Below are 24,968 nucleotides of genomic sequence, written 5' to 3' on the forward strand. Positions count from 1 at the left end.
ATGACTTTGAGCGTTGAGAATCCATTTGCCAACTTTGGTACTATTGTTAGTGGAGTACAATTTATTGGACGGAAGGAACGTTTGCGTGATATTGAACAGCGTGTCATTTCACCTATTGATGGAGGTAATCTAGCAATTATCGGTAATCCTCGTATTGGGAAAAGTAGTCTTGCTTATCATGCAATTATGGATCGCAAAAATGAACTACTACATAAATCCATATTGCCAATATGGATCAATCTAGCAACCCATGAAACTCCGATCGAGTTTTTTCGCGCTTTAGCACGTTCATCCCGTGATATTCTCGATGATTTAGACAAATTGAAAAGTCCACTCCGTGAAGCTGCCACTGATGCTTTACAACCACATATTACGTGGCAAGAAACTACACAATACACTCAACGTTTTTTTGAATTGATTCGCAGGGAAGGTATGCGTATCCTGTTCGTACTTGATGAATTTGACCATGCACGCAATCTTTTTAGAGGTCATGTTACAAGTTTTCAAGGACTTCGTGAACTCTCTTATCGTCCTGAATGGCGTGTCACCTTCATCACTATCTCTCGACGCTCCATTCGCGATATTGAAACACAAACCCAAGCTATTTCAACATTGGATGGTATTTTTGATAAACTTTATCTCAGTACATTCAATAGCGAAGATCTACAAGAATATGTTCAACGTTTAACAAATACGGGAATCGTTATTGATACGCAAATAGTAGAGAGGATTAGCTTTTATGCTGGCGGACATCCATATTTATTAGCAATGCTCGGTTATGACATGATCGAAAATTTCCGTAAACAGCAGACCATAGATATAGAGATGGCAGCCCATCAACGCAATGAAGCTCTTATAAGTTTTTATGATCAACTTATCGCGCCACTTCATGAAGGCTTCCATCTAGACAAATTACTACAGGTATTATTTGGTCCTAACGTCGGTATTAAACAGACCGAAATAAATGAATTCCTCCACTACGGACTTATTAAAAAAGGTATTGATGGAGTCTACCTGGCTTTCTCACAACATTTTCAATCTTATTTAAGCCTTATTGATAGAGAAGTTGAACTTTGGTCCATTTGGCGAGAAGCAGAGAAAGCCTTACGTTTAGTTATTGCTCAAACATTGCAGCAAAAGTACGGAGACTCGTGGTTTGACCAATTAGATAAGTTATATCCTCGATTTGCTCTTGATGAGAATAACAAAAATCTATTTCAGCGATGTCGGGAAAATCAGCAGAAGGATATTCAGAATTGGGGCGATAGAGCATCAACAAATCTTTTAGACTACACTTACTCAAAAGAGCTGTTTGATATTATCTCTAAAGAATGGAGTAATGCCTCTTTTAAAACAATTTTTGGAAAAGATGCGAATTACTGGCAACAACGGGGGCAACTACTAGGTAAAGTACGAAATCCACTGGCACATAATCGTGATGAGGCGATTTCCGATCATGAGCGACACATAGCAGAAGGATACTGCAAAGAAATTCTTGAAACGTTGCGTCGATATCGCGAAACGACGGCTTAGTACTAAAGCCACATTTAAACAGCGAAAGAACAGGATGAAAAATTTCAAACTAAAAGAGGAGGGCTGAGGGCATTTAAAGAATATTGCAAATAAATTCCACTTGAGCCTTTACTCAATATGCTCAAGTCTCCAAAGGTAGTATGAAATCTCTTCTACAGTGACACAAAGATATAATCATAATCAAGGCGCAAGTGAAGCAACTATGAACTTAACAGTACGATACCGTTGGCGGGAACCTGTGTGAGCAGACGATGATCCTTCTGCTGCCTGGTTATGGCGGTGGGTTGGAGCGAAAGGTCACTGCTAGCGTCACTCTGCATCTTGCTATATGTGTACATCGTAAACGCGGTTGGCTGCTCCTTTGCTCCCAATGTCAGGGCTATATTTGTGGTGCTCGTATTGCGATTGACAAGGAGAACCGACCAGTGTGTGCTATTTTGTCCGTTGGTACCTGGCAAGTGAGCCGCCAGAACGCGCATATTGGAAGGATTCGCTGGCCGATAGATGGTGGAATTGCAAGGAAGTGATTGCTTAACAGTGATCAGGAATAAAACCAGGGCCAAGGTGTGCTATCCTTAAGAATATTCCACATGCCCCAGACTTTATTATGCATGGCGTCAGCAGGTCGTAGCTCCACTGGAGGGTGTTGCGCAGCGTCTGCTGACGGTTGGGCAGATCCCGTGCACCTCCCGTCAAGAGGGAGGGGTTGAGAGCATCCCACAGACCGAGTGCCCAGTTCAGCAGATTTTCCTTCTCGCTGGTAGGTAAGAATGCCATCCTTGACGACGGGGGGGTCTGAGCCATCACTTCCCCTCCTGACTGTCACGCATGGCATAAAATATTTTCCAAAAACGCATGGAATACACTTTCTAACATGAAAGCTGTTTATGACAGTTGCTGTCGACTCACTCGAACAGGGCTTCCCGAACAGTATAGCACATGTTCGGGAAGCCCTTCGAGAAGCGTTTTACTCCTCTTCTGGAGCAACAATGACAGCCTGCTATCCCTTCACACCACCAGCGGTCAGACCGCCGATCAAATAGCGCTGGAACACCATATACAAAATTACGACAGGCAGAGCGCTCACGACCGACGCGCCCATCAATTGTCCATACAAGGGCAACCCACCACCTTCCTGCGCGGAACTGAATGCCTGCAATTGCACTGCAATGGTACGCGTTTCCGGAGCCGTAAGTACGCTGGCGAATAACACATCGTTCCAACCAGTCAGGAAGGAAAAGACCAGGGCAACCACCACACCTGGAAGCACGAGCGGCACGATTACGCTCCAGAGCGCCTGCAACCGTGTCGCGCCATCAACAAGAGCCGCTTCCTCCAGCTCTATCGGTATGCTGCCCAGGTACGACACCATAAGCCAGGTAGCAAATGGAAGCGCGAATGTCAGGTATGTAACGATCACCGCCGGATATGTCCCCACTAGTTTGAAGCGGAGCACAGCCTGGGTCGACGCAAAGAGTACAAAGAGCGGCAGCAGCAGCATCACGCCTGGAACAGTCTGCAAACCAATGAGAGAGTAAAGGTACGGCAAACGCCCACGGAACTTGAAGCGGGAAATGACATATTCCCGCGCCTACGGCCAGGATCACAGCGATAGCGCTCGCGATCAGCGAGATAAACAGACTATTGAACAGCCCTTGCGCCAGGTTTACCGTTGTCCACATCTCGATATAATTGCTAAATGCCCAGTGGGACGGAAGAAGATGCTCACCACCACTAATCTCACTATCGGGAGTGACTGAGAGCAATATTGTATAGATGACGGGTATCAACACGATGATTATCAAGAACACGGTCACAATGATGCGTACAGGCAGCGATAAAATATCCTGCGAATTTCTCTGCCTCTTCATTATACGGTCACCTCCCCAAGGCGTAGCGTGCGAATGTAAAGGATACCAGGAATCAACATAATAATCAGTGTAATCACGGACATCGCCCCACCGAGTCCAAAATTAAATAGCTGGAATGAGGAGACATAAATGTTGAGAGGCAGAACATCAACCTGCACCGGAGGCGGTGTGCCAAACATCACAAACGGCAGAGTAAAGTTGTTGAAGTGATTCAGCGTCGAGAGCAGTAGAGCAAGGCCCAGGATGCTACGCAGCTGCGGCAAAACGATCCTTGTCAGCCGTTGCCAGGAGTTCGCTCCATCCACCGAGGCGGCATCGTACATATCGGCTGGAATCGACTGTAATCCGGTCAGAACCATGATGTAGATGAACGGCCATGAAGCCCACACATCCGCGATAACCATCGCCCAGAAACTATTTGGCCCCAGCAGCCAGTACGTATTAATGCTCGCTACATGTATCCCGGCCAGGAAGCGATCAACGAGCCCGCTTTTATTCAAGAACATCATACGCCAGACGAGCGCGGTCACAAACGTCGGGATCACATAGGGGATCAAGTATAACGCGCGCACTACCCCACGGCCACGATACGGGGTATTGACGGTCAACGCAGCCAGTACCCCAATGGGTGTAATGATCACGGTCGTCAGTATCGAGAACCCAAGACTCACCCCTAACGACACCAATGTTGAATCGCCAACGATATTACCCTCAATAAACGAGTTCACGTAGTTCGCAAACCCGACCCATGGAGCATGAATCCAGCTCTTCAGCGTATATTGATCAAGATTCAAGAAGCTAATGTATACGGCGATCAGAAAAGGGATACCAACAATCACAAAGAGCATTATGATGCTCGGCCACATAAGCCAGAGGGGCCGTCCGCCAGCGCGGCTCCTGGGAGCATGTTCAGATATCCGTGCTCCGGAGATAGAGGGAGGACTTGCGGGGCTGGTTTCTGGAATAGGTTGTATTGACATATTTCCTACCTTCAAGGCTACGAGACCCGCGCCTGAACGCGGGTCTCTCTCAGCTTCATATCAGAGCGCATCCTTATCCTCAATGCAGCTGACGTTGAATCTCTTTGTTGGCCTGATCCAGAAGTGGCTTGATCTGGGAGGGATTATAGTGGTTCGTCGCAACCGAGTTGGCCAGCTTGGAGCTTACGCTGGCTAATGCGACCTCGAGCGGTCCCCACTCACCTGAGAAGGGGGTCGGTGTGGCACCTTGCTCTGCCTTGACAAAGGCCGCAGTCTTGGAGTCCTTGCTGCTCAGGTAATTCGCGGCCTGCACGTTCGTAGGCAAATCTCCGAAGGTTTTGGTCCAGTCGAGCTGGTGCTGGTAATCTGTAACCAGGTTAATAAACTTGAAGGCCAGATCCTTTACATTGGAGTAATCCGCGACAGCAAGCATGTCACCGGACACAATCGTCGAGGCGGGTACGCCGTTAGCTGGCCGCTGCTGCATACCATAAGGCACCGTTGGCATGGGAGCAAAAGCATACTTGCCTGCTAAAGCCGACTTCTGGAGCGTCGGTGTGATCGTCGGCGTGACCATAGTCAACATGCCCACCTTACCATTACCAAAGGCACTCGTGGCATCAGGCGCTTTCCACGTCATCGAGTTAGGATCGGCAATCTTGTATGTGGTGACCCAGTCAAACCAGAATTTGACGGAATTGACAGCCGTTGGTGTGTTCATTTCAGCGGACTTGAGGTCCGGGGAGAGGAAACTTCCACCACCCATCTGCTCGTTGAACATCCACCAGATCTTCCATGGATCAAATGAATCAGAGGGGTCCATCTCCGCTCCATAGACACCGGCGGAAGGGTCTGTCATTTTCTTCGCGTCAGCAACAAAATCGCTCCAGGTCGTAGGAGGAGCACTGATCCCGGCCTTTTTGAACAGGTCCGTATTATAGACCATACCAAAAGGGCGCATCACCCAGGGAACGGCAATCGACTGATCGGGCGATGACCCGGACATGGTCATCTGTTGCGGGAAGAAGCGGTTCTTCCCACCTACCTTGTTCCAGTCATCAGCGGTGAGCGTGGTGAAACCTTTCGTCGCTTGCGCGGTAGGCACAAAGGTAGTGCCCAGGCTAAATATATCGGGGCCACTCCCACTGACAATCGAAGTCTGAAGCTTTGTCTGTTCCTCGCTGCTGCCAGAGTATGTGTCCCAGACAATACTGCTGCCGGTCGTTTTATGGAAATCGTTACCAATTTGCTGCATCCATTGCTTCTGTTGTGTAGCTAAGAGTGTATTCGCGCCCACCAGTACGTGGAGGGTTTGACCATCGCTATTCGTGGTCCCATTCCCACTGGAACCACCGCATGCTGCCAGCACAAGTGACAGCAATATAATCCAGCATGAGCAAAGGCTCATTAGTCGGCTGCTTGCTTTCATCGATTTTGTTTCCTCCATTGGATAACAAATACAGAACTGAAAGACGCTGGTCAGTACAAGCCCATATGGCAAAAAAATTCCTTATACAATCCGATAAATATCCCGAAAGCATATCTGGCGTAAGGAAAGGGGATATAAGAAAAGCGGGTCCATAGGGCAATAGATAATCTTATCTGAAAACAAGCATACTCAAATTTATGTCCAAAAGCAATCCTTCGTAACAAAACAAATGGCGCAGGCGCGCTTTAGATTAAAAAAGTCTGCTTGCTTTATACTGTATAGTCCCTTGCATGCATAGAAAAAAACACCAGGGATTATGACTACGAGGACAGGGATGTTGTCAGCTCCACAATCAAGCGGCGGTTCCGATCACTCTTCAACCCCAATTTATACGCTACTGACTCTATTTCATTTATACTCTATAATATTAAATAGAAGGGTATAACCACGCAAAAGATTATGCAATACATTTTTTAGGAGTGATTTTAGAGGAGCATTTACTAAAGATGAGTTCATCCGCAGGCACGCTCGTTACACATACCAACATTATGCTCGATAGTACTGATACGTTTGTACACTGGCAGCAGCAGGAGAACGAGGCCCTCGCTACGTTTCCTGGCTATCTCGATCAAACGGTTATTCCACCCGCTCCTCCTATGCAGACTGACTGGGTAATTATCCAACGCTTCCTGACGGTTGAGGCGGCACGCGCATGGCTCCAATCCGAGGAGCGGCAGCATCTGCTTGACGCGATTCAACCCCTCCTGGTTGGTCAGAGAGACATCCATCTCTTCACACAGGATTCACCAGGTGGATCATCCGCTCCTGTGTCTGCGGTCATTTCCACACGGGTCAAACCCGGTCAGCAAGAGGCCTTTCTGCGCTGGTACAGGCAAATATCTGCGATACAAGCAAGATTCGAGGGCTTTCAAGGCTATAAGCTTGAAGCACCCATTCCTGGGGTCCAGGACAGCTGGGTGACTATCCTACGTTTCGATTCAGATGCCCACCTTGAAGCCTGGCTCAACTCTGAACAAAGGAAACAAATACTTCAGGAGGCAAACGCGTTCAGCCTCGATACTCACATACGGAAAGTACGTGTCGGATTCGAATCATGGTTCAAGTTCACTGGTGATCAGCAACAAAATGCTCCCCCTGTCTGGAAGGTGAATATGATTGTTTTGCTGGCACTGTACCCTATAGTATTCCTATTTTCCATTTTAGTGCAGACGCCATTATTGATCCATCGGGGAATGCCTTTCTGGCTTGCATTGTTCTTTGGCAACGCCTTCAGTACTCTATTGCTCGGCTGGGTTGTAGTCCCACTACTGAGCAAGTTATTCAGCTGGTGGCTCAATCCGTTAGAACGCGCGGTTCCAGCCCAGCGAAAACGACAGTGGATCACCTGGTCGGGAACCGCACTTATTCTGTTCCTCTATGCTACGTTGCTGCTGGTTTTCTCACACATACCTTGATGATCACGCCTGTCCCATTCCAACGGCAAGTGCTGCGGCCTCCCCTTGACTGACCGAACGACATACTTCCACGTGCGATAACAAAACGGCCCCCCAGACGCCGGGCTGCATGGATCTGGTCATCAAGCTTACTGCCGCTCTGGAAGATGTATGTATGGTCGAAGGCAGTTGTACAATCAGAAGCTTCACGGTTGGAAGCTGAGTTTCTCAAAGATGCGATCCGGTGTCAGTGGCAAGTCAGGAAAGCGGATGCCGGTCGCATCGGTAACAGCGTTCGCAAGCGCAGGAGCGACAGGATTGATCGCACACTCGCCTTGCGCCTTGGCGCCGAGCGGACCAGTGGTGTCGTAGGTATCAGCGAAATACACTTCGCTACGGGGAATATCGGCAAAAGTTGGAATCCGATAGTTGCGCACCGCCGGGTTCACCATAGCTCCGTTTCCGTCATACACCATCTTTTCATAGAGTGCCCAGCCAAACCCCATCGCGATGGCTCCCTCGATCTGGCCTCGACATTGCATCGGGTTGATCAGCCTGCCTATATCCGCAGCATGCGCGCTTTGCAAAGTTTCTATCTCGCCGGTGATGCGATTAACAGCGACACAGACCCCATGAACATTGAAGGCAACAGAGCGCAGCGATGAATAAGCCTTGCGCCTGGCCTCGAAATGATGGCCCTCCCTGGTACCGGCAGCATATAGCTCTACCAGTGAGATTCTTCGCTCCCCACAGAGAACGTAAGTGCCCTCCAAACAACAAACTGATGGCGCAGTCTGCGTAAAACAGGCGGCAAATTCAATAATATTGTCGCGCAATGCCTCTGCCGTCAGAGCCACCGCCTTCCCAGCAACAACCGTTCCCGTACTGGCAAAGGTACCAGTATCGTAAGGGGTCCGATCAGTGTCGGCATTGATAATGGCGATATGCTTCGTTCGCGAGTTGAGAACCGAAGCGGCGATCTGACGGTGTGAGGTAACTGACCCATTCCCCATCTCCGTTGATCCGACTGCGAGATGATAGCTGCCATCGGGCAAGAGCTTCATCTCCGCCCCCGAGCGGTGCTCGGTGGGCGGCCCACTTTCCAGCATCGCCAGCGCTATCCCCATCCCCTCGACCCAATCCTTGCCCCTGGACCTGGCAGGTCCGTGCGTCATCGCCAATGCCGCTTCGACGCGGTCGAGGCACTGATCGAGTCCATAACTGCCGAAAGTAACATCCTGTGGACCTTCCCAGACAGATTCGATCCAGTCGCCCGGCTGGATCATGTTCTTGCGACGGATCTCGAACATGCTGATACCTAGCAATCGTGCCAGGTCGTCGATTGCACATTCTATAGCGAAGGTTGTCTGAGCCGAACCGTATCCACGAAATCCCCCGGCCGGAACCATGTTGGTATAGACTGCATATCCGTCGGCTTTCTTGTTGGGACAGCGGTACACGGTGAGGGGGTTGCCAAGAGCTGCTGCAAGCGTCTCACTGGCATGGCCGCCATAAGCCCCGGTATTGGAAACGACACGGATCTCTATCGCAGTCAATATTCCATTGCGTTTGGCACCGAGCTTGACACGGGTAGTCATCGGATGACGTGTGGTTGCGCTGGTGAATTGCTCCTCACGGGTAAACTCCCACATGACGGGACGCCCGGTTTTCAGCGTAGCGAGGACACACAAATCCTCGGCGATCATCTCCTGTTTTCCGCCGAACCCACCTCCGACGCGCTCGGTGAAGACGTGGATGTTACGCGGAGATAACCCAAAAATATAACAAAGCTTGCTTTTGGTGATAAACGGCGCCTGCGTGCTAGTGCGTACGTGAAGGCGCCCGTCATCGCCTTTCCATGTGATACAACTGTGCGTTTCGAGATGAACATGCTGTACTCGAGATGTTGAATAAGTCATCTCGTGGATAGCATCAGCTTCCTTGAACCCCGCTTCGACGCTGCCAACCTCGCCGTGAATATCGACGTAGATGTTATGGTCTGCCTTACCATCTTTATTGTGAAGGAGCGGTGCATCCGGCTTCATCGCCTCTACGGGATCGAAGACAGCGGGAAGGATCTCATACGCGACATCGAGCAGACGGCACGCCTCTTCAGCAGCACCAACGGTCTCGGCGACGATGGCGGCAATCCGTTGTCCGACAAAACGAACAACATTGTCAAGGATGTAGGTATCATCGGGATCAACAAGATGATCTTCATGAGTCGCCGTGCTGTAAAGCCGACGTGGGACATCCTCCCAGGTGAAGATGCTGATGACGCCTGGAACGGCCATAGCCTTGCTGCGGTCAATGAAGCGGATGAGCGCGTGCGGGTGGGGAGAGCGTAATACTTTCAGATGGAGCATCCCATCCATTGCGATATCGAGCGTGTAGCGGGCATCTCCAGTGACAATCGCTTCTCCGAATGGGTTCTTCAGGCTCCTTCCACAGGCCATGCCAGCAACATCTTCATCGGCTAAAACAACGCCGTGAATAGCGTCCTCAATGCTTCGGTAACCGGTGCATCGACACAAATTGCCCTTGAGAGCTTCAGACAGGTTTGCCCGCGCATCGTCGTCAAGAGATGCTGCCGTCATGATCATACCAGCCGTGCAGAAACCACATTGAAACGCCTGCGCATCAAGGAATGCTTGCTGCATCGGGTGCAGTTTGCCGTCTTGTTTCAGCCCTTCGATCGTCGTAATCTGACGATCGGCAGCACGAAAAGCAGGGATCAGACAACTATGCATGGGCATGTCATCGAGCCAGACAGTACATGCACCGCAATCACCCGCATCGCACCCTTTCTTGACACCAAAGAAACCACGTTCACGTAAGAATGTTCTCAGGCATTGGCCAGGCCGGGGCTCAGCTGAGAATCTCCTGGTATTGACAGTGTAGTTCATGCCCTGGCTCCTTTCTGTCCTAACTCGGAGCGAATTTGCTCGGCATAGTAGTATGTGAGATGACGTCGGTAAGCTGGCGTCCCGTGTACGTCGTCCCAGTAGAGAGCATCGGGAATCGCTGCATCAATGTGGTGACGCAACTCATCGGCCGACGGCACCCGCTCAAAGCGCAGTTGTACTGGTCGAGTAGTGGCTGCTGTGACGGTGATCAACAGATCGCCTTCGCGCGGGTTTTGCGTACCAATGAGAAGCACTGCTGAGCGTCCAAGATGCGTCAATGACGAACGGCGGAATGCAAAGCGCCTGGTGAGCGCTGCGGTGGGAAGGTGGATATTACGTAGCAACTCCCCAGGCTGTAGCACATTCGCGTGGTTTCCGCTAACGAAATCGGCGGCCAGAATCTGCCGCGGCGCAGCTTCGCGTGGCCACAATGTGTATATTCCTTCAAGTGCGACGGTCAGTGAAATCATTGCACCTGCTGGCAATGACATACAGATGTTCCCTCCGACAGTCGCAGTGTTCCAAATCTTGAACGAAGCTAGCAGCGAACGGCAGCACTCGCACAGCAGCGGCGCTGCTGTCCATTGCAGTGGTGCTACAAAGCGGTCCAGCTCGATGATCCGGCAGGTAGCGGCTATATCGAGCCCATCCTCTGATGCATGCAACGCAGGCCAGTGGAGCGTTTCAAGGTCGATCAGCGTGTCAATTGCCAATTGCGGCTCCGAGAACAGCCAGGTGCCACCAGCCAACCACGCATATCCATTACGCCAGATGACTACATCGGCTGATTCGGGCCGTTTCACTTCTTTAACAGTATTCAGGTCCATAAAATTTACCTTATCTGATAGGTCAAGATGATGATATGCTGTCCTATAGAAGCCACCATTGCAAACTTACTCATCGTGAGGGACATCATCGGCCAGATCCAGCATGACTATCGAGAACAGTGTCAAAAACATGCCATCGGCAGATTCCACACAACTGGAGCATGTTTTTTCATCTCGTCGGAATTTCTAAGAATCAGCAACTGGCAATTGTCTGCGCATGAAAAATTCAAATCATCATTAACATCGGAACTACCAAAATTCAAGCACAAAAACCATGAATATCTCTATCACATTTTATATAAATTAGTACAAATATTACACACCAATGCACACCACGCCTCTATATATTATCGGCTGCAAACCGAATTTTCTTAAAATTAAGGGATGTTCATGTTCACTTGTCGTTGGTAAGTGGCGTGAGGGACACATTTTTTATACATGAAAATTGGGGGAAAGAGGGAACAAGTCCGGATGGATCCTCCGTACAACAGCCAAACGGCACACCCTTATCGATACTGCACACTGCACCATCAGTGACACGGGTATAGCAAAGTAATCAGGATAAATGAGGTGCGCTATGAACTTAACAGCACAATACTGTTGGCGGGAACCTGTGTGAGCAGCCGATGATCCTTCTGCTGCCTGGTTATGGCTGTAGGTTGGAGAGTTTTTTCACTGCCAGTTGCATGCTGCGCCTCACTATATGTGTACATGGTAAACGCTGTTGGCTGCTCGTTTGCCGGCAGTGCGAGGGCTATATTTGTGGCGCTCGCATTGTGGTTGACAAGGATCACCGACCAGTGTGTGCTATTTTGTCCGTTGGCACCCGGCAAGTGCGCCGCCAGAACACGCATATTGGAAGGATTGGTGGGCCGATAGATAGTGGCAGTAGCCGGAAAGTGCTTGCATAACAGTGACCAGGAATAAAACCAGGGCCGAGGTGGGGTATCCTTAAGAATATTCCACATGCCCCAGACTTTATTATGCATAGCGTCATCCAGGTCCCAGGCACTCCCACCTGCTACGCCTGCACGGGCCAGTTGCACTGCATAATCAACTATATCTACACCGTACTGGTAATTTTGAACCTGGTACTGATTATCATTAGCGCCCTTCTGATATCCCCAACCCATTTCACCAATCAGCACCGGCTTGTTGGCAGGGTCCGCATTGGCAAGTCGCTCGACCACTGGTTTAAAGCTCTGTTCCACCTGACCCTGCTGAATATCGCAGCACGTATTGATATAGTTATGCCACTCTATGACCATTAATATTCTTATGCGCCCCTACTTCTACCGTAAAAAGCGATCATACCAGTGGTGAATTACTTTTGCAGCCGGGGTATAATTGGGCGCGAACGGTGGTTTGGACCAGGCCCATATGAAGACACCATCAATAAGCTTGTCATTCGCAATATTCTGAAATGCTGCATCAAACAATGCAGCCTGCATGTCCAGATCTTTCACGCCATCATCAGTGTCCTGGTAAGGGAGATAGCCTGCGTAGATAGTATCTCTATAGCCAATTTCAGAGATAAACACAGGTTTACCCAGCATGCGTGCCATCTCGTCCAGGTGTGATTGGACGCGACTCTTCCAGAGGCCCGGCAACTGTTGTTTTGTAACCTTCGTTTCTGTATCAATGAGCGAATAGTAGCTGGAAAGACCAATCTCTGATAGAAGGGGATCTTTCATCCACGGTGAGATGGGATATTTGAGCTGCGACGAGAAATTCCTGCTATACACAATCTGGCCGGAGTACACAGTGTGAACACGTGTAAGCAGCTGATGCCAGTAGATATCTGGTGATTGTTCCAATCCTTCATATTCGTTGCCGATAGAGAAGCGGTCGCACTTCGCTTGCTGACACGCCTGTAAAAAAGGTTGGATCTGACGCCAGTAATTATTAAACCAGACCTGATTGTCTGTGCCAGTAGCATATTTGATGTATCCACCCCAGGCATGCGTATTATCGAGTGTAATAGCAGGAAAGACATAGACGCGATAGCCCATTTTATGCGCCATCTCGACCCCTGCCTTCAGACCAGCGGGAGTCTGACCATCACGGGCAATATGCACATTCGTCGTAAATTCGGAGTCCTGATGGAGTTGGAGATACAGACTAATCCAGTTAGCTCCGGTCTGCGTATGAATCTTTTTCAAACCAGGCTCCCAGTTCTTATCAGCAGTGGTATAGGACCTGGGTCCCCACTGTGGAAAGATTATCCCTGCCACGAGATTTGGACGCAATGGTGGAGGAGTAGGTTTTAGTGTGATGGACGGACTCGACACATCATGCTGAGTTCCTCTGTTCGATTGTGCAGATTGTGTCTGCTGCAAAAGTTGCACCAAAGCCGCTGGGGGTGCAACGTAAATACGAGCCAGCAGAATTCCCAGGAGAAGTACAATTAGCATTATCCAGATTATGCGCACATTTAATTTCATTGCGCTCCTCTCGTCGTGATGGAAATTTTGTCTGCCGCAACAGTCTTTGGGGTCGGTTTCCAGGTAACCCTGCGATTACCGCGTATCCATTGAAGGACTGCCCAGAAGGCTGCAGAGCTTTCCATAATGCCCGCAACAGGTGCTACCGCGATTACCTTTCCCATTTCAGCAATAGCCTCAGCAAGAGGTAGACGCAGGATATTTGAAATGTTATACCAGACTCCAATAAAAATTGAATTGAGCCATAAAAATCCAGCCAGGATCATCCAAAACATGAGGAATAAAGGCAGTGGCGGTGCCATGTGGTGACCAAGGAGAAACTGTCCATATTGCACGAGTAAGTAGAGCACCGAAATCGCGCCTGCTGGCAGCCCCAAGGCAAAAGTCGAAATACGATAGCGGGTTCCCCAGGTCAATTGAAAGCGCAATTTGCGAGGCATCTGATAGAACGCCGGTATGCGCTTCATCATCTCCATACCTTGTAGCACTCCAATAATCCAGCGATAACGCTGGCGGAAAGCACTTTTGAAGGAGAATGGTGGTTGCTCCAGCATCACACTTCCGTGCCAACCAAAAATGGAGGAACCATAGCGCAGATATGCATTGACACCAAAGACATAATCTTCCGCAATAAAGGGTTGTCCATCAAGATTGCCAATATCCCAGCCAAGCTCGTTTTCCAGAGCCTCATCAATAACCAGATTCGAGCCATGCAGGTGTAGCGGTACACCTTTTTCCATCACCTCACGGCATTCAAAACAACCAATAGGTCGATTGGCCTCCATTGCACGACAGATTATGCTGGCATCCTGGTACTCCAGTGGATAGTAGATCGGTCCTTCGTCAATTTCTTATCGGTTAAAGCTAGAAATTGGAAGAGGCGACGTAGTTCCAATGGTTCCATGACACTCTCTTCGTCGTAATGCACGATAACCGTGCGCCCATGCTTATGATTGAAGCCCTGTCTCCTTAACTCAACCATATAATGCAAGCCACGTGCTTTCAACTGGGTACCACCGGGCGCCTGATAATCTTTGGGCAATACAATAACCGAAACCGGCACGGGATAGGAAATAAACTCGCGCTCAAATTGGTGTTTTTGTTCATCTGCTTCAGTTACAACTTCAATACTGATATAGTGTCCGTAAAAAGTGGGTGCCTCACGTGCTAGCCGCATGATGTATTCAATACCACGCCTGATAACCTCAGTACTTCCCTGGCTGCCACGCGTCGTAATCTGAATTTTGATAAAAGGCATCGGCAGCCGCTGAAGATCATCAGTTGTCACATCCTCACGCTGGCGATAGCGTGGCCAGTGAAAGAAAAAACTATGAAAGTACGAAAGAAAGCGGATATTGATCAGGCTGATAAGGGCCACCATAACATAGCCCAGTACCACCCCTGCATTTACAATAATCATCATAAAACTAGTCATGAAGCGAAGTATTCCCTATAGTAATAGACCTGAGGGTCGTGAAGAATGAAGAGACACCAGCAAGTAGAGCTTGCTGAAATCTTAACTAACAGTCACCTTGTCTTGTTCCCGTGTGGCTCCTCATCTAAATTAAAATCGAAATGTTTCAATAATGGTTTGCGAGAGGGGCGTTTAAGCGCTACCATGGGCATTGTATTCACATTGGATAGGGAGGCTTCATTTTTTAAGCGCTGCCACATGCATTGTGGGTGTATTGATAAGTTCATCAAATGGCACCATAGACTGCTCATCTTCTTGAATTTGCCAGAGACCATCATGGTCTGCATGCTTTGTCGCATGCTCAATGTTCGTTGCGTTGGAAGTTTTTGCTTTTGCCGCTTGAGAAGTTTTTATCAAAACACTGAAGACAATAAATTCGCTCATAGTCAGAATAAGAACCGCGCACAGCAATTGCTCTATCCAGTCCTGAAAAACATTCAGGAAAATCATCAGAGGAATAACAAGGTAAAGTGTAATAACACAGCATGCTCCTCCCATAAAGAGAAGCGATAAAAATTTGCGGGACAGTGTATCTGTTTTTTTCAGTGAAAGTGCTTTCATTACCTGCGTGGGACGTTCTTGTTGTTCTATTTGTTCAACCATAGACATTGTGTTTACGACGCTCCTTATATGGTTACCACACTACACAAGTATGGATAGGTTATTAAAGTTAAACGGTTGCATTATGCATATCATTTTTTAATAAAAATATCTCGATCTATACAATATATTTTTTTAAAAAATCTACAGACACATTCTATTAATGATACGCCTCATAGACTACGCAAGCAAACTGCTCTGCTCAAAGCTGATACTTATGTGGGATATTTTTTATATTCAATGCTCATTAAATGCTATAATTTTTATTTTTACATGAAATTCATGCCGGAAGTCAAATCACAAAATGTACTCTATCTAATAATTTTGACTTTTAATCAAATTTTTATCGATTACACTTTACACAAATAACGATAGCGATTAGCCTGCTTATCTCTGCTTATATATTCGCCCACGTTAAAAGTGAAATCAGTACATGCACCTATACATGCCTACTATTCTTTCAGCAATCCATCGATACCTGGCTGGATTTATAAGAGTTATACGCAAAACCAGCTAACATTATATCTAGATGAGCGACCAAAGGCTATATGTCTTTCTATCGATAAAGTCATAGATCAGGTTACAAAATGCCTGAGACTTTCTACTTACATGTCAATTTCGTTATTTCTCGGTATCTATTGGCAATACAGTATGCATTCGAACGTACATAACTCGACTTTTGCTAAATTTTCAGTTATATTTTATATAGATAAATATTAAAAATCAATATTTATCTTCCTTTACACCTTTTTAACAAAAGTCCAGTGAAAAAGTGCATGCATTTAATGTTAATTTAAGAGGTGAAAGGTATATTTAAGAAAGTCTTGTCATTAAAAACAAGACAGTATTTTTTCAGAAAGGTTTCATCTCATGAAAACCACTTTCTATTCCCGGCGTTCGATGCTGGCGGCGGGTACACTTGCATGTCTGCTTGCGCTGGTAGCTGCCCTCTCCATCAATGGTTTCCTGGGTACAGCTCATACTCATGCGCAATCAACACTCCCAACACCCAGTCATGTTGTACTGGTCATGGAAGAAAATCATTCTTACAGTGAGATTATTAATTCCAGCAGTGCACCCTATATTAACTCTCTGGCTAGTAGCGGAGCATTATTTACCAATTCCTTTGGAGTCACCCACCCGAGCCAACCAAATTATTTAGCACTCTACTCGGGATCTACGCAAGGACTTACCAGTGATTCGTGTCCGCATACGTTCAGCGCTCCTGATCTGGGTGGAGAATTAATCAACGCAGGTTTGAGCTTTAAAGGCTATTCGGAAGGTCTGCCCTCGACTGGTTCAACGGTGTGCACCTCAGGAAGCTATGCACGCAAGCATAATCCCTGGAGTAACTTTACCGATGTCCCATCCAGCAATAATCTCCCTTTCACCAGTTTCCCTACCTCCAACTTCAGCTCATTGCCAACGATCTCTTTTGTGGTGCCAAACCTGGCCGATGATATGCATGACGGGACTATCCAACAAGGAGATACGTGGCTCAAAAACAATCTCAATTCGTATGCTCAGTGGGCAAAGACCAACAACAGTCTTCTTATTGTGACCTGGGATGAGGATGATAGCTCACAAAGTAATCAGATTCCCACTTTGTTCGTCGGTCCAATGGTCAAAACCGGTCAGTACGCAGAACAAATCAACCACTACAATGTATTGCGAACAATGGAGGACATGTACGGTTTGCCAGCTGCGGATAACAGCGCAAGTGCCTCGGCAATTACAGATTGCTGGCAATCTACTACACCTACACCAACGCCTACACCTAGCCCTACACCCAATCCCACGCCATCACCTACACCAAATCCCACACCAACGCCTACACCCAATCCCACGCCAACGCCTACACCCAATCCCACGCCAACGCCTATTCCAACACCCACACCTACACCGAATCCTGGTGGCAATATCTTAACCAATGGTGGTTTTGAGAGTGGTTCAAGCTCCTGGACTGAGAGTTCATCAGGCGGCTATGAGCTCGTAGACAGCAGCAATCCCATGCTGGTAGCAATAGTGCTGATCTGTGCGGGTACAACTCCTGTACCGATACCATCTATCAAAAGGCCACTATTCCATCCAGTGCCACGAAGGTCACACTGAGCTACTGGTTGTACATCAGTACCAATGAAACTGGTACCACCTGCTACGATTACATCCGCGCACGTCTGCGTACAAGCACTGGGGCAACAATCTCAACACCACAGACACTCTGTAATGCTGATGCGCAAGGTTGGACACAATTCTCTTTTGATGTAACGTCAGCGCTGTCAAGCTATAAGGGGCAGCAGGTTCAGGTCGCCTTTTTGGGTACCACCGATTCCTCGCTCTCTTCAAACTACTATGTAGATGATGTCGCCTTGACGGTACAATAAGAGCTCACACTGATAGTCCCTTATCAGAAAGACAGGATGAAATTCCTTCTATGGTTCAGGTTCTGGTCCTCTCATGAGAGAGCAAACCTCTTAAAACATAGGATGGGGTTTCATCCTTTTTACGTTACGCTTTCTACGCATCCCTTTATACAGGATCATACGTATTAATGTTATAAAGTAAACTATTCAATACCTGAAAGGAAGGAAGGAGACAACAAATGTTTAGAAGAGATCGCCATAGGAGAGGAAGAAAAGGCTCACCACTCTTGAGATGGGTCGCAGAAACGGTACTGATTACCGCCGCTGCTCGTGTTATTCGTCGCGTAGTACGCGGTCGTTAGTAACATCAGTTAATAGCAATAATTAAATATAACAATGAACATTGTTCCTATGGCATTCAAAATCATCATTCTACCCTGGTCGCGGTTCCTATGTGATCACTTTATCAGGTTCAAGCAACCAGAGTATTAACAGGCATCCTCTGACTGGACGTTTGAGGATGCCTGTTAATACTCTGGTTTTAGAAAATTGCAAAATCTACACCAATGCTTCCATTTTTCTCTGCAAGTCTATCCTCTCTCCATTTCTCATCAAGCTGATTCTATACTTGTAAATATATCTGGATTATCTTATCATGATGTAGTTTTGCAAAGATTATACGCTCACATGCGGGTCGAAGGTAGTGAAGAATTTCTGGAAACTTGCTGCCTGACCTTCGTGCAGCAACGAACATTGTGGCAGACAGGTTTTAGCGCAATGTAGAAAGTAGATAAGAGATGACAGATAAAAAGTTATCCCTGAAGGACGTCGCACGTTATCCACGTCCTGGCATGGACGTGCCAATTGGCATAAAGTTTACCCCTGATAGTCAAAAGGTTACCTATCGGATGGGGGCAGAAGGCTCGCGGGCTCAGGAGTTGTGGACGTATGATCTGAACAGTAGAGAGCGACGACAACTCACGAAATTGACCAGTGGTACAGTAAAATCGAATGGTCAGCTATCTCTTGATGAAGAATTACGACGCGAACGCAGTCGCCAACGCGAGCTAGGCGTCACCAGTTACCAATTCACGCAGGCAACGGAAGACACACCGCTCATCTTGGTGGTTCCTTTTGAGGGACGGCTTTATAGCGCGCGCGGTGAGGAAAGCCTGATGCCACTAACAGGCAGTGAGGGAGCGATCGATGCACGACTCAGCCCGGATGGGTCGCAAGTAGCCTTCGTGCGCTCCGATGAGCTCCATGTTGTCGCGACCGATGGAACAGGCCAGCCACTAACCCTCACCAGCGGCGCAGCAGAAGGAATAACCAATGGTCTGTCAGAGTACATTGCTCAGGAAGAGATGGATCGTTCGGAAGGTTATTGGTGGAGTCCTGATGGCACACACATTGCGTTCGTAAGAGCAGACAGTCGCCATATTCCTCGCTATCCTATCGTGCACCAGGGAACAGAGAAAGTTGCAGTAGAGGAGCATCGCTATCCATTCGCAGGCATGCGCAATGTCGTAGTGCAACTGGGCGTTGTGGCGGTGGATGGACACCCAGAGGATGTAACCTGGATGGATCTGGGTACAAACGACGATATCTATCTGGCACGTGTGGCCTGGAGACCCGATGGTGTGCTGGTGGCACTGATCCAATCACGCGATCAGACCATGCAGCGCCTGGTCACTTTGGATCCTCAGAGCGGCACAGCAACGACATTAATCGAGGAGCAAGGTCAACCCTGGCTCAATCTTCACGATGACCTGCGCTTCTTACGCTCGGGCGAATTTATCTGGTCAAGCGAGCAAACAGACTTTCGCCATCTTTCGCTCCATGATCGTGAGGGACGTAAGATACGAACACTGACTGAAGGACCATGGATGGTAACTGGTCAGGTGGCCGTCGACGAGGATCAGCGCCTCGTCTATTTCCAGGGAACCGGTGAAGGACCACTGGAGCGGCATCTCTATGCAGTCTCGCTTGATGGTGGCCCTATTCGTCGCTTAACACAGGAACCTGGCTGGCACGATGTAGTCATCTCACCAAACCGGAACTTTTTCGTCGATACCTGGCAAAGTCCTTCCCATCCACCTCGCCTGACTGTACGCAGTCTGGTAGATGGGAAGGAACGTGATCTGCTATTCGAGTCTAAAGAGATCACGCTCGAATCCCTTGGGCTCTGTGTGCCGGAGACCATCAGTTTTCACACAAGCGATGGTACATTGCTCTATGGAGCCATCTATGCCTCAGAGCAAACTCGCTCCGCTGGCCAACCGCGACCATTGGTGGTGGCCGTTTATGGAGGTCCACACGCTCAGACAGTTACCAGTAGCTGGTCCCTCACCACAGATTTGCGTGCGCAATATCTGGCCCAGCAAGGCTTTGTCGTGCTGAAAGTCGACAACCGCGGCAGTGCTAATCGCGGTCTGGCCTTCGAGTCCGCCATCGCACATTCGCTGGGACAGATCGAAGTAGACGACCAGGTGGAGGGTGTACGTTTCCTCTCAAGTCGCCCATACGTTGATAGCGATCGCGTGGGCATCTATGGCTGGAGCTATGGCGGCTATATGACTTGCAGGGCGCTGCTGCGAGCACCAGAAGTGTTCAAAGCTGGTATTGCTGGCGCGCCGGTCACTTTCTGGGAGGGATATGATACCCACTATACAGAGCGTTACCTGGGACAACCAACCACCAATGCAGCAGGCTACACGTCCAGTTCGGTGCTGCCCTATGTTGAGAAACTGACAGGCAAATTGCTACTGGTGCATGGCATAGTAGATGAAAATGTACATGCCCGCCATAGCATGCGGCTAATCGAAGCCCTCACGACGGCAGCAAGAGACTACGAACTGATGCTATTCCCAGAAGCGCGACACATGCCCCGCAATCCCGCGCACCTTGAATATCTGGAGCAACGCCTGGTAGAGTTCCTGCGTCGTCAATTGTAGAAATAATTGTGTGCTCACATCAACACTCTGTAAGCAAGCAAAGCGGTATTGGTGTGAGCATTATTTCATTTGTTTATTTTTGGTACGGACACGCTCATAGAGTTCTTCCATGGTGCGGATAAATGAGACATTCTTGTGCCAGAATGCTGGATAGTCTCCTTGCTTTTTGATCAGGAGTGCAGGCACGGCAGGTTGGGAGAGACTCACTGGTTGCTCGGCAGGCAAGCGGGTCGCACCGGTCCAGAATTCTTTGTGGCTGGCAATTTGAGCCGGTCGGGTGTCAGGACGTGTATAGTAGGATGTCGCCGGCTTGATATCAGGCTCATTCGCAGTCAGAGCAGTAGCCAGACTCGCTCCAAGTGGTGTTCTGGCCAGTTCCGCTTGTAGATCTTTCCTGGAGAGTCCACGTAAAGCAAACATGACGAAAGGATCTTTGTCCAGCGCAGAGGCCAAGAGATAATAGACACCGGCGATGTGTTTACAGGGATTGGCATAATCTGGACATGAGCAATCGGTCTTAAAGTCTCGCTCGCTGTGTGGTAACAGATGCAAGTCAAGTTCTGAGAATACATCTTCAATAGTATCAGGCATCTCATTCATCAAGAGTTTGGTAATCAGGTCTGCGCGAGTCGCAATTTTATGGATGACTTTGGCCCAATCACTGGCACTGATAGCTTTAATGCTAATTGAGGTTTTATAAATGGGCTCTTCATACACATCGTAATAGGGATTGATAGAGCCGCGCACTTTAGCTGCGACTACCCCACGATCCAGTTTATAGCTAATGATACGTCCATTCGTGGCATATGAGCGCCCACGGCTCAGGCGACCAGCATCAGTAAATGCTTCCAGGGCCTGGATAAAGCGCTGGCCCCACCAGGTTCGACTAAACTGTGTCATCGTTTTTACTCCATAACTGCGCTGCGCCGTAGCGTGATAAGGTCTTTAAAAGTATTATTATCAAGTTCCGTCAACCAGGACTCGTCAGTTCCTACGACCAGAGACGAGAGTCGCTTTTTGTCTTCAATCATGGCATCAATGCGCTCTTCCATGGTCCCGGTGGCAATAAATTTATGCACGAAAACGTTTTTGCGCTGACCGATACGGAAGGCACGGTCGGTTGCCTGATCTTCAACTGAAGGATTCCACCAGCGATCGAAGTGAAAAACGTGGTTGGCTCTGGTAAGGTTCAGACCAACGCCACCTGCTCGCAGTGAAAGGATAAAAAGCGATGGCTCGGTCGCAGGATCCTGAAACTCGGTGACCATTTTTTCACGCCTGGCTACAGGAGTGCCACCATGCAAGTAGTACGTATTGTAGTGCTGTTTATGCTCAAGATAGCGTTCCAGGGCGCTCCCGATCTCCGTAAACTGCGTAAAGATCAGCGCACTCTCTCCACTGTCGATCACCTCTTCCACCATCTCGATGAGCCGTTGCAGCTTGTGAGAGCGCTCCGTAGTAAAGGCACTGCCATCCTGCAAGAACTGCATCGGATGGTTGCATATCTGTTTGAGTCGTAACAACGTCGAGAGAATCAGGCCTTTACGCTGGATACCCTCAGCCTCTTCCAATTGCTCCATTACATCTTTGACCACGGCTTCATAAAGCGAGGCTTGCTCAGACGAGAGGGTACAATACATTTTTTGCTCAATCTTATCTGGCAGGTCGTTGATGATACGTTTATCGGTCTTCACGCGCCGTAAGATAAACGGCTCGACCAGCTTTTTTAAGATCGTGGATTGTACTGCATCATTATCTTTGTAGATCGGAAGCTCGAATTCTTTGCGGAATTGAGACTCTTTGCCCAGGTAACCAGGATTGAGGAAATTAAAGATAGACCATAAATCTCGCAAACGGTTTTCGACGGGTGTACCAGTCAGAGCCAGACGATGCGGAGCAGCCAGTTTAAGGATAGCACGCGTCTGGGCCGCCTGTGGGTTCTTGATATTCTGTGCCTCATCGACGACAACACGATGCCAATCAATACTCTGTAACAGCTTTTCATCCAGACGAGCCAGGGCAAATGAAGTCAGGACAACATCCTGTTCTTGATACATTTCCAGAAATGCCTGTTTATCTTTGGGTCGCGTGCCGCCCTGATGTACCAATACCTGCAGTTTTGGCGCAAAACGCTCAATCTCTTTACGCCAGTTGCCCAGCACCGATGTCGGAGCGATGATCATTGTTGGCCCGACAGACTCTCCTCCCTCACGTTCCTTGAGCAAACAAGCAATCACTTGCAGGGTTTTACCCAGCCCCATGTCGTCCGCCAGGCACGGATTCAAACCCAGACTTTCCAGGTAGTGTAACCAGGCCACACCACGCTTCTGGTACTCGCGTAACGTCCCCTGTAAAGCCACTGGATCATCAATGGGAGCAATGGTATTTTTATTATCGAGTTGGGAAAGCATATCCTGTAAGCTCTGATCATACTCCCATTCCAGATCATCGGCCCCTTGCGCACCAAGCTTCAACATATCCATTAATGAGATCTCGGTGGATTCATTTTGATGGGTCTGCCAGAACTCAAGCATTTGCTGCATCTTTTCGCGATCGAGCTCCATCCATTGTCCTCGAAACTGGACTAAGGATGTTTTGGCGTTAACCAATTGCCGCCATTCTTCTTCCGAAACAACCTGTCCACCAATTGAGAGTTCATAGCTATAGTCAACAACTTTTTTGAGACTAAGATGACCGCCAGAGGCAGCCGCAGTAGATCCTTTAGAGGAACGAAGAGAGGTTTTGAGGCGAACTTTACTACGCCGCCTGCCTTCAGGAGTCCACCAGGAGGGCACACGCACAATATATCCAGAATCCTCAAGTACCCAGGCACTCTCCTTCAAAAAGGTAAATGCCTCATCAAGGGTCAGTTGAAACCCAACTGGCTTGTCAGTTGCCAACCCCTCCCATATTTTTGGATAGATGCGCGCGGCATAGCCCAGGGCCAGCAAAAGATTTTTTTCAAAATCCGTCCCAAAAGAGCGTGCAGCCTCGGTGCGTTTTTTTGACTGGAGATCCCAGTACTCATCCAGACTCAATTGGAGTGAGGGATCATGTTTTGCCACCACTAAAAAGTGCATCTGCCAGTTATCCATGTCAGTGAAGGCAGCTTCTTCCAGACGAAAACATAACGTAAAACCTGCATCCATATGTGCTTGCGTTAAGTTGTTACGCCAGGCTAACCAGTGCTTATAATCTTCAATGGTCTCAGCAGAACCCTGACTGAGTGCCGGGCGATAGGGATAGATACACCTGTACAACAGTGTGTCAGCAATCTGGCGCTCAAAGGTTCCGGTAAAAGGGGTAGTGGTAACAACGTTGTGGAGCATATTTTCAGCGAAATGGCGCAGCAAAGGCTCTTTCTCAAATAGCTGCGCATTATTTATCGTGTTCAGACCTGCGGTACACACGCCTGGCATCGCGTCAACATAACGCTGAATGGTCGTCTCATATGTATCGGATAGTAATTCCCAGTCTGGATGAAGTTTAAAACGGGCTTCTTTTATCGCCGTCTTTTTACTACGAGAACTTTTCTCTTCCACGGATGTCAGGGCCTGGTATTTTAAAGCCGGGATGTACTGGTCCTTCACAATGATCGCTTTGAGGGCCTGAGTATATTGATGCCAGAATAAAAGGTCAGCGCCCAGTTGAAAATCCTCAGCCCCATTCAGGGCCATAAAATGGATCAGGTTCAAGGTGGTAATGATCTCGGATACCTGATAGCAACATACCTGCCAGGGCTGCAACTCAAATTCTAGTGGCTCATCCTCCTCTACATAGCGTAACAGTTCAAAAGAGGCAGCGGGCTTACCGTCAGCGGTCGGCAACAGGAAATATTGACTACACAACTTGCTCGTCAATGTACCTGAAGGAGGCTCTTGCAAGCCAAATTTCTCAGAGAGAAAGGATATCAGGACTTCCTGTGTCAGGTGGCGGGGGTGGACAGCAGCAGTGCTGTTTTTTACCGCTGGCAGCGGTTTATCTGTCTCTACCCAGAGATAGAAGGCTCCCCCTTGAATAAACTCCTGCGAAGCATCAGGAATCCAGGTTCCATGGATAATATGCATGCGGTGCTCCTGATATGAGTTACGACATTATGAATATGTATCAATCGTACTCACGATATATTTTTA

The 24,968-nt window shown here is 48.5% G+C and carries 18 protein-coding genes; 5 read left to right on the plus strand and 13 right to left on the minus strand.

Features of this window, described 5'->3' with window-relative positions; all coding sequences use genetic code 11:
* Window positions 1-1,533, plus strand: a complete 1,533-nt coding sequence (locus tag KDW_RS01180) for a Swt1 family HEPN domain-containing protein (RefSeq protein ID WP_151754270.1) — start codon at window positions 1-3, stop codon at window positions 1,531-1,533.
* Between the two features lie 200 nt (window positions 1,534-1,733).
* Here the strand turns inward: KDW_RS01180 and KDW_RS01185 are convergent, their stop codons facing one another.
* The 4 genes from KDW_RS01185 to KDW_RS01200 form a co-directional block, all read right to left on the minus strand.
* Window positions 1,734-2,096, minus strand: coding sequence for a hypothetical protein (locus KDW_RS01185; RefSeq protein WP_151754271.1), 363 nt, complete (start codon window positions 2,094-2,096; stop codon window positions 1,734-1,736).
* Between the two features lie 437 nt (window positions 2,097-2,533).
* Entirely contained in the window at window positions 2,534-3,034 is a 501-nt protein-coding gene (locus KDW_RS33520) for a carbohydrate ABC transporter permease (RefSeq protein ID WP_233097571.1), read from the minus strand.
* Between the two features lie 369 nt (window positions 3,035-3,403).
* The gene (locus KDW_RS01195) at window positions 3,404-4,384 is read right to left on the minus strand and encodes a carbohydrate ABC transporter permease (RefSeq protein ID WP_151754272.1); all 981 of its coding nucleotides are present in this window, start codon (window positions 4,382-4,384) and stop codon (window positions 3,404-3,406) included.
* Window positions 4,385-4,463: 79 nt separating this feature from the next.
* Window positions 4,464-5,792, minus strand: a complete 1,329-nt coding sequence (locus KDW_RS01200; RefSeq protein ID WP_233097572.1) for an ABC transporter substrate-binding protein — start codon at window positions 5,790-5,792, stop codon at window positions 4,464-4,466.
* Between the two features lie 527 nt (window positions 5,793-6,319).
* Here KDW_RS01200 and KDW_RS01205 point away from each other — a divergent pair.
* Window positions 6,320-7,288 (plus strand): antibiotic biosynthesis monooxygenase, encoded by a 969-nt coding sequence (locus KDW_RS01205; protein ID WP_151754274.1) that lies wholly within the window; start codon window positions 6,320-6,322, stop codon window positions 7,286-7,288.
* 185 nt (window positions 7,289-7,473) lie between these two features.
* Here the strand turns inward: KDW_RS01205 and KDW_RS01215 are convergent, their stop codons facing one another.
* From KDW_RS01215 to KDW_RS01245, 7 genes are all read right to left on the minus strand, one after another.
* Window positions 7,474-10,173, minus strand: a complete 2,700-nt coding sequence (locus KDW_RS01215; protein ID WP_151754275.1) for a molybdopterin-dependent oxidoreductase — start codon at window positions 10,171-10,173, stop codon at window positions 7,474-7,476.
* Window positions 10,170-11,000, minus strand: a complete 831-nt coding sequence (locus KDW_RS01220) for an FAD binding domain-containing protein (protein WP_151754276.1) — start codon at window positions 10,998-11,000, stop codon at window positions 10,170-10,172. The genes KDW_RS01215 and KDW_RS01220 overlap by 4 nt, the downstream gene beginning before the upstream one ends.
* 575 nt (window positions 11,001-11,575) lie before the next feature.
* Window positions 11,576-12,268, minus strand: coding sequence for a hypothetical protein (locus KDW_RS01225; protein WP_151754277.1), 693 nt, complete (start codon window positions 12,266-12,268; stop codon window positions 11,576-11,578).
* Window positions 12,269-12,292: 24 nt separating this feature from the next.
* Window positions 12,293-13,291 (minus strand): glycoside hydrolase family 113, encoded by a 999-nt coding sequence (locus tag KDW_RS01230; RefSeq protein ID WP_151754278.1) that lies wholly within the window; start codon window positions 13,289-13,291, stop codon window positions 12,293-12,295.
* A 149-nt stretch (window positions 13,292-13,440) separates the two neighbouring features.
* Window positions 13,441-14,229, minus strand: coding sequence for a glycosyltransferase family 2 protein (locus KDW_RS01235; protein ID WP_151754279.1), 789 nt, complete (start codon window positions 14,227-14,229; stop codon window positions 13,441-13,443).
* A gap of 11 nt (window positions 14,230-14,240) precedes the next feature.
* The gene (locus KDW_RS01240; protein WP_151754280.1) at window positions 14,241-14,879 is read right to left on the minus strand and encodes a hypothetical protein; all 639 of its coding nucleotides are present in this window, start codon (window positions 14,877-14,879) and stop codon (window positions 14,241-14,243) included.
* Between the two features lie 216 nt (window positions 14,880-15,095).
* Window positions 15,096-15,527 carry a hypothetical protein gene (locus KDW_RS01245; protein WP_151754281.1) on the minus strand — a complete coding sequence of 144 codons (432 nt, stop codon included), beginning with the start codon at window positions 15,525-15,527 and terminating at the stop codon, window positions 15,096-15,098.
* Between the two features lie 861 nt (window positions 15,528-16,388).
* Here KDW_RS01245 and KDW_RS01250 point away from each other — a divergent pair.
* The 3 genes from KDW_RS01250 (at window position 16,389) to KDW_RS01255 (ending at window position 20,835) form a co-directional block, all read left to right on the plus strand.
* Complete coding sequence (locus KDW_RS01250; RefSeq protein WP_198925152.1) at window positions 16,389-17,630, plus strand: alkaline phosphatase family protein; 1,242 nt, start codon at window positions 16,389-16,391, stop codon at window positions 17,628-17,630.
* 490 nt (window positions 17,631-18,120) lie between these two features.
* A complete protein-coding gene (locus KDW_RS34745) occupies window positions 18,121-18,243 on the plus strand; it encodes a hypothetical protein (RefSeq protein ID WP_269822413.1) in 123 nt (40 codons plus the stop codon).
* Between the two features lie 435 nt (window positions 18,244-18,678).
* Entirely contained in the window at window positions 18,679-20,835 is a 2,157-nt protein-coding gene (locus KDW_RS01255) for a S9 family peptidase (RefSeq protein WP_151754282.1), read from the plus strand.
* 60 nt (window positions 20,836-20,895) lie between these two features.
* Here KDW_RS01255 and KDW_RS01260 read toward each other — a convergent pair whose 3' ends face one another.
* Together KDW_RS01260 and KDW_RS01265 are read right to left on the minus strand one after the other, a co-directional pair.
* A complete protein-coding gene (locus tag KDW_RS01260) occupies window positions 20,896-21,735 on the minus strand; it encodes an SWIM zinc finger family protein (RefSeq protein ID WP_151754283.1) in 840 nt (279 codons plus the stop codon).
* 5 nt (window positions 21,736-21,740) lie between these two features.
* Entirely contained in the window at window positions 21,741-24,902 is a 3,162-nt protein-coding gene (locus KDW_RS01265) for a DEAD/DEAH box helicase (RefSeq protein ID WP_151754284.1), read from the minus strand.
* Between the last annotated feature and the right edge of the window lie 66 nt (window positions 24,903-24,968).

Origin of the sequence: Dictyobacter vulcani (assembly GCF_008974265.1) — a bacterium.
Lineage (GTDB): Bacteria > Chloroflexota > Ktedonobacteria > Ktedonobacterales > Ktedonobacteraceae > Dictyobacter > Dictyobacter vulcani.

What these genes read in the sequence shown, in the direction of transcription:
- KDW_RS01195 (WP_151754272.1), bottom strand. Translation starts at nt 4,384, where the DNA reads ATGTCAATACAACCTATTCCAGAAACCAGCCCCGCAAGTCCTCCCTCT.
- KDW_RS01215 (WP_151754275.1), bottom strand. Translation starts at nt 10,173, where the DNA reads ATGAACTACACTGTCAATACCAGGAGATTCTCAGCTGAGCCCCGGCCT.
- KDW_RS01240 (WP_151754280.1), bottom strand. Translation starts at nt 14,879, where the DNA reads ATGACTAGTTTTATGATGATTATTGTAAATGCAGGGGTGGTACTGGGC.
- KDW_RS01220 (WP_151754276.1), bottom strand. Translation starts at nt 11,000, where the DNA reads ATGGACCTGAATACTGTTAAAGAAGTGAAACGGCCCGAATCAGCCGAT.
- KDW_RS01205 (WP_151754274.1), top strand. Translation starts at nt 6,320, where the DNA reads ATGAGTTCATCCGCAGGCACGCTCGTTACACATACCAACATTATGCTC.
- KDW_RS01260 (WP_151754283.1), bottom strand. Translation starts at nt 21,735, where the DNA reads ATGACACAGTTTAGTCGAACCTGGTGGGGCCAGCGCTTTATCCAGGCC.
- KDW_RS01245 (WP_151754281.1), bottom strand. Translation starts at nt 15,527, where the DNA reads ATGTCTATGGTTGAACAAATAGAACAACAAGAACGTCCCACGCAGGTA.
- KDW_RS01250 (WP_198925152.1), top strand. Translation starts at nt 16,389, where the DNA reads ATGAAAACCACTTTCTATTCCCGGCGTTCGATGCTGGCGGCGGGTACA.
- KDW_RS01255 (WP_151754282.1), top strand. Translation starts at nt 18,679, where the DNA reads ATGACAGATAAAAAGTTATCCCTGAAGGACGTCGCACGTTATCCACGT.
- KDW_RS33520 (WP_233097571.1), bottom strand. Translation starts at nt 3,034, where the DNA reads ATGCTGCTGCTGCCGCTCTTTGTACTCTTTGCGTCGACCCAGGCTGTG.
- KDW_RS01235 (WP_151754279.1), bottom strand. Translation starts at nt 14,229, where the DNA reads ATGGAGGCCAATCGACCTATTGGTTGTTTTGAATGCCGTGAGGTGATG.
- KDW_RS01200 (WP_233097572.1), bottom strand. Translation starts at nt 5,792, where the DNA reads ATGAGCCTTTGCTCATGCTGGATTATATTGCTGTCACTTGTGCTGGCA.
- KDW_RS01180 (WP_151754270.1), top strand. Translation starts at nt 1, where the DNA reads ATGACTTTGAGCGTTGAGAATCCATTTGCCAACTTTGGTACTATTGTT.
- KDW_RS34745 (WP_269822413.1), top strand. Translation starts at nt 18,121, where the DNA reads ATGTTTAGAAGAGATCGCCATAGGAGAGGAAGAAAAGGCTCACCACTC.
- KDW_RS01265 (WP_151754284.1), bottom strand. Translation starts at nt 24,902, where the DNA reads ATGCATATTATCCATGGAACCTGGATTCCTGATGCTTCGCAGGAGTTT.
- KDW_RS01225 (WP_151754277.1), bottom strand. Translation starts at nt 12,268, where the DNA reads ATGGTCATAGAGTGGCATAACTATATCAATACGTGCTGCGATATTCAG.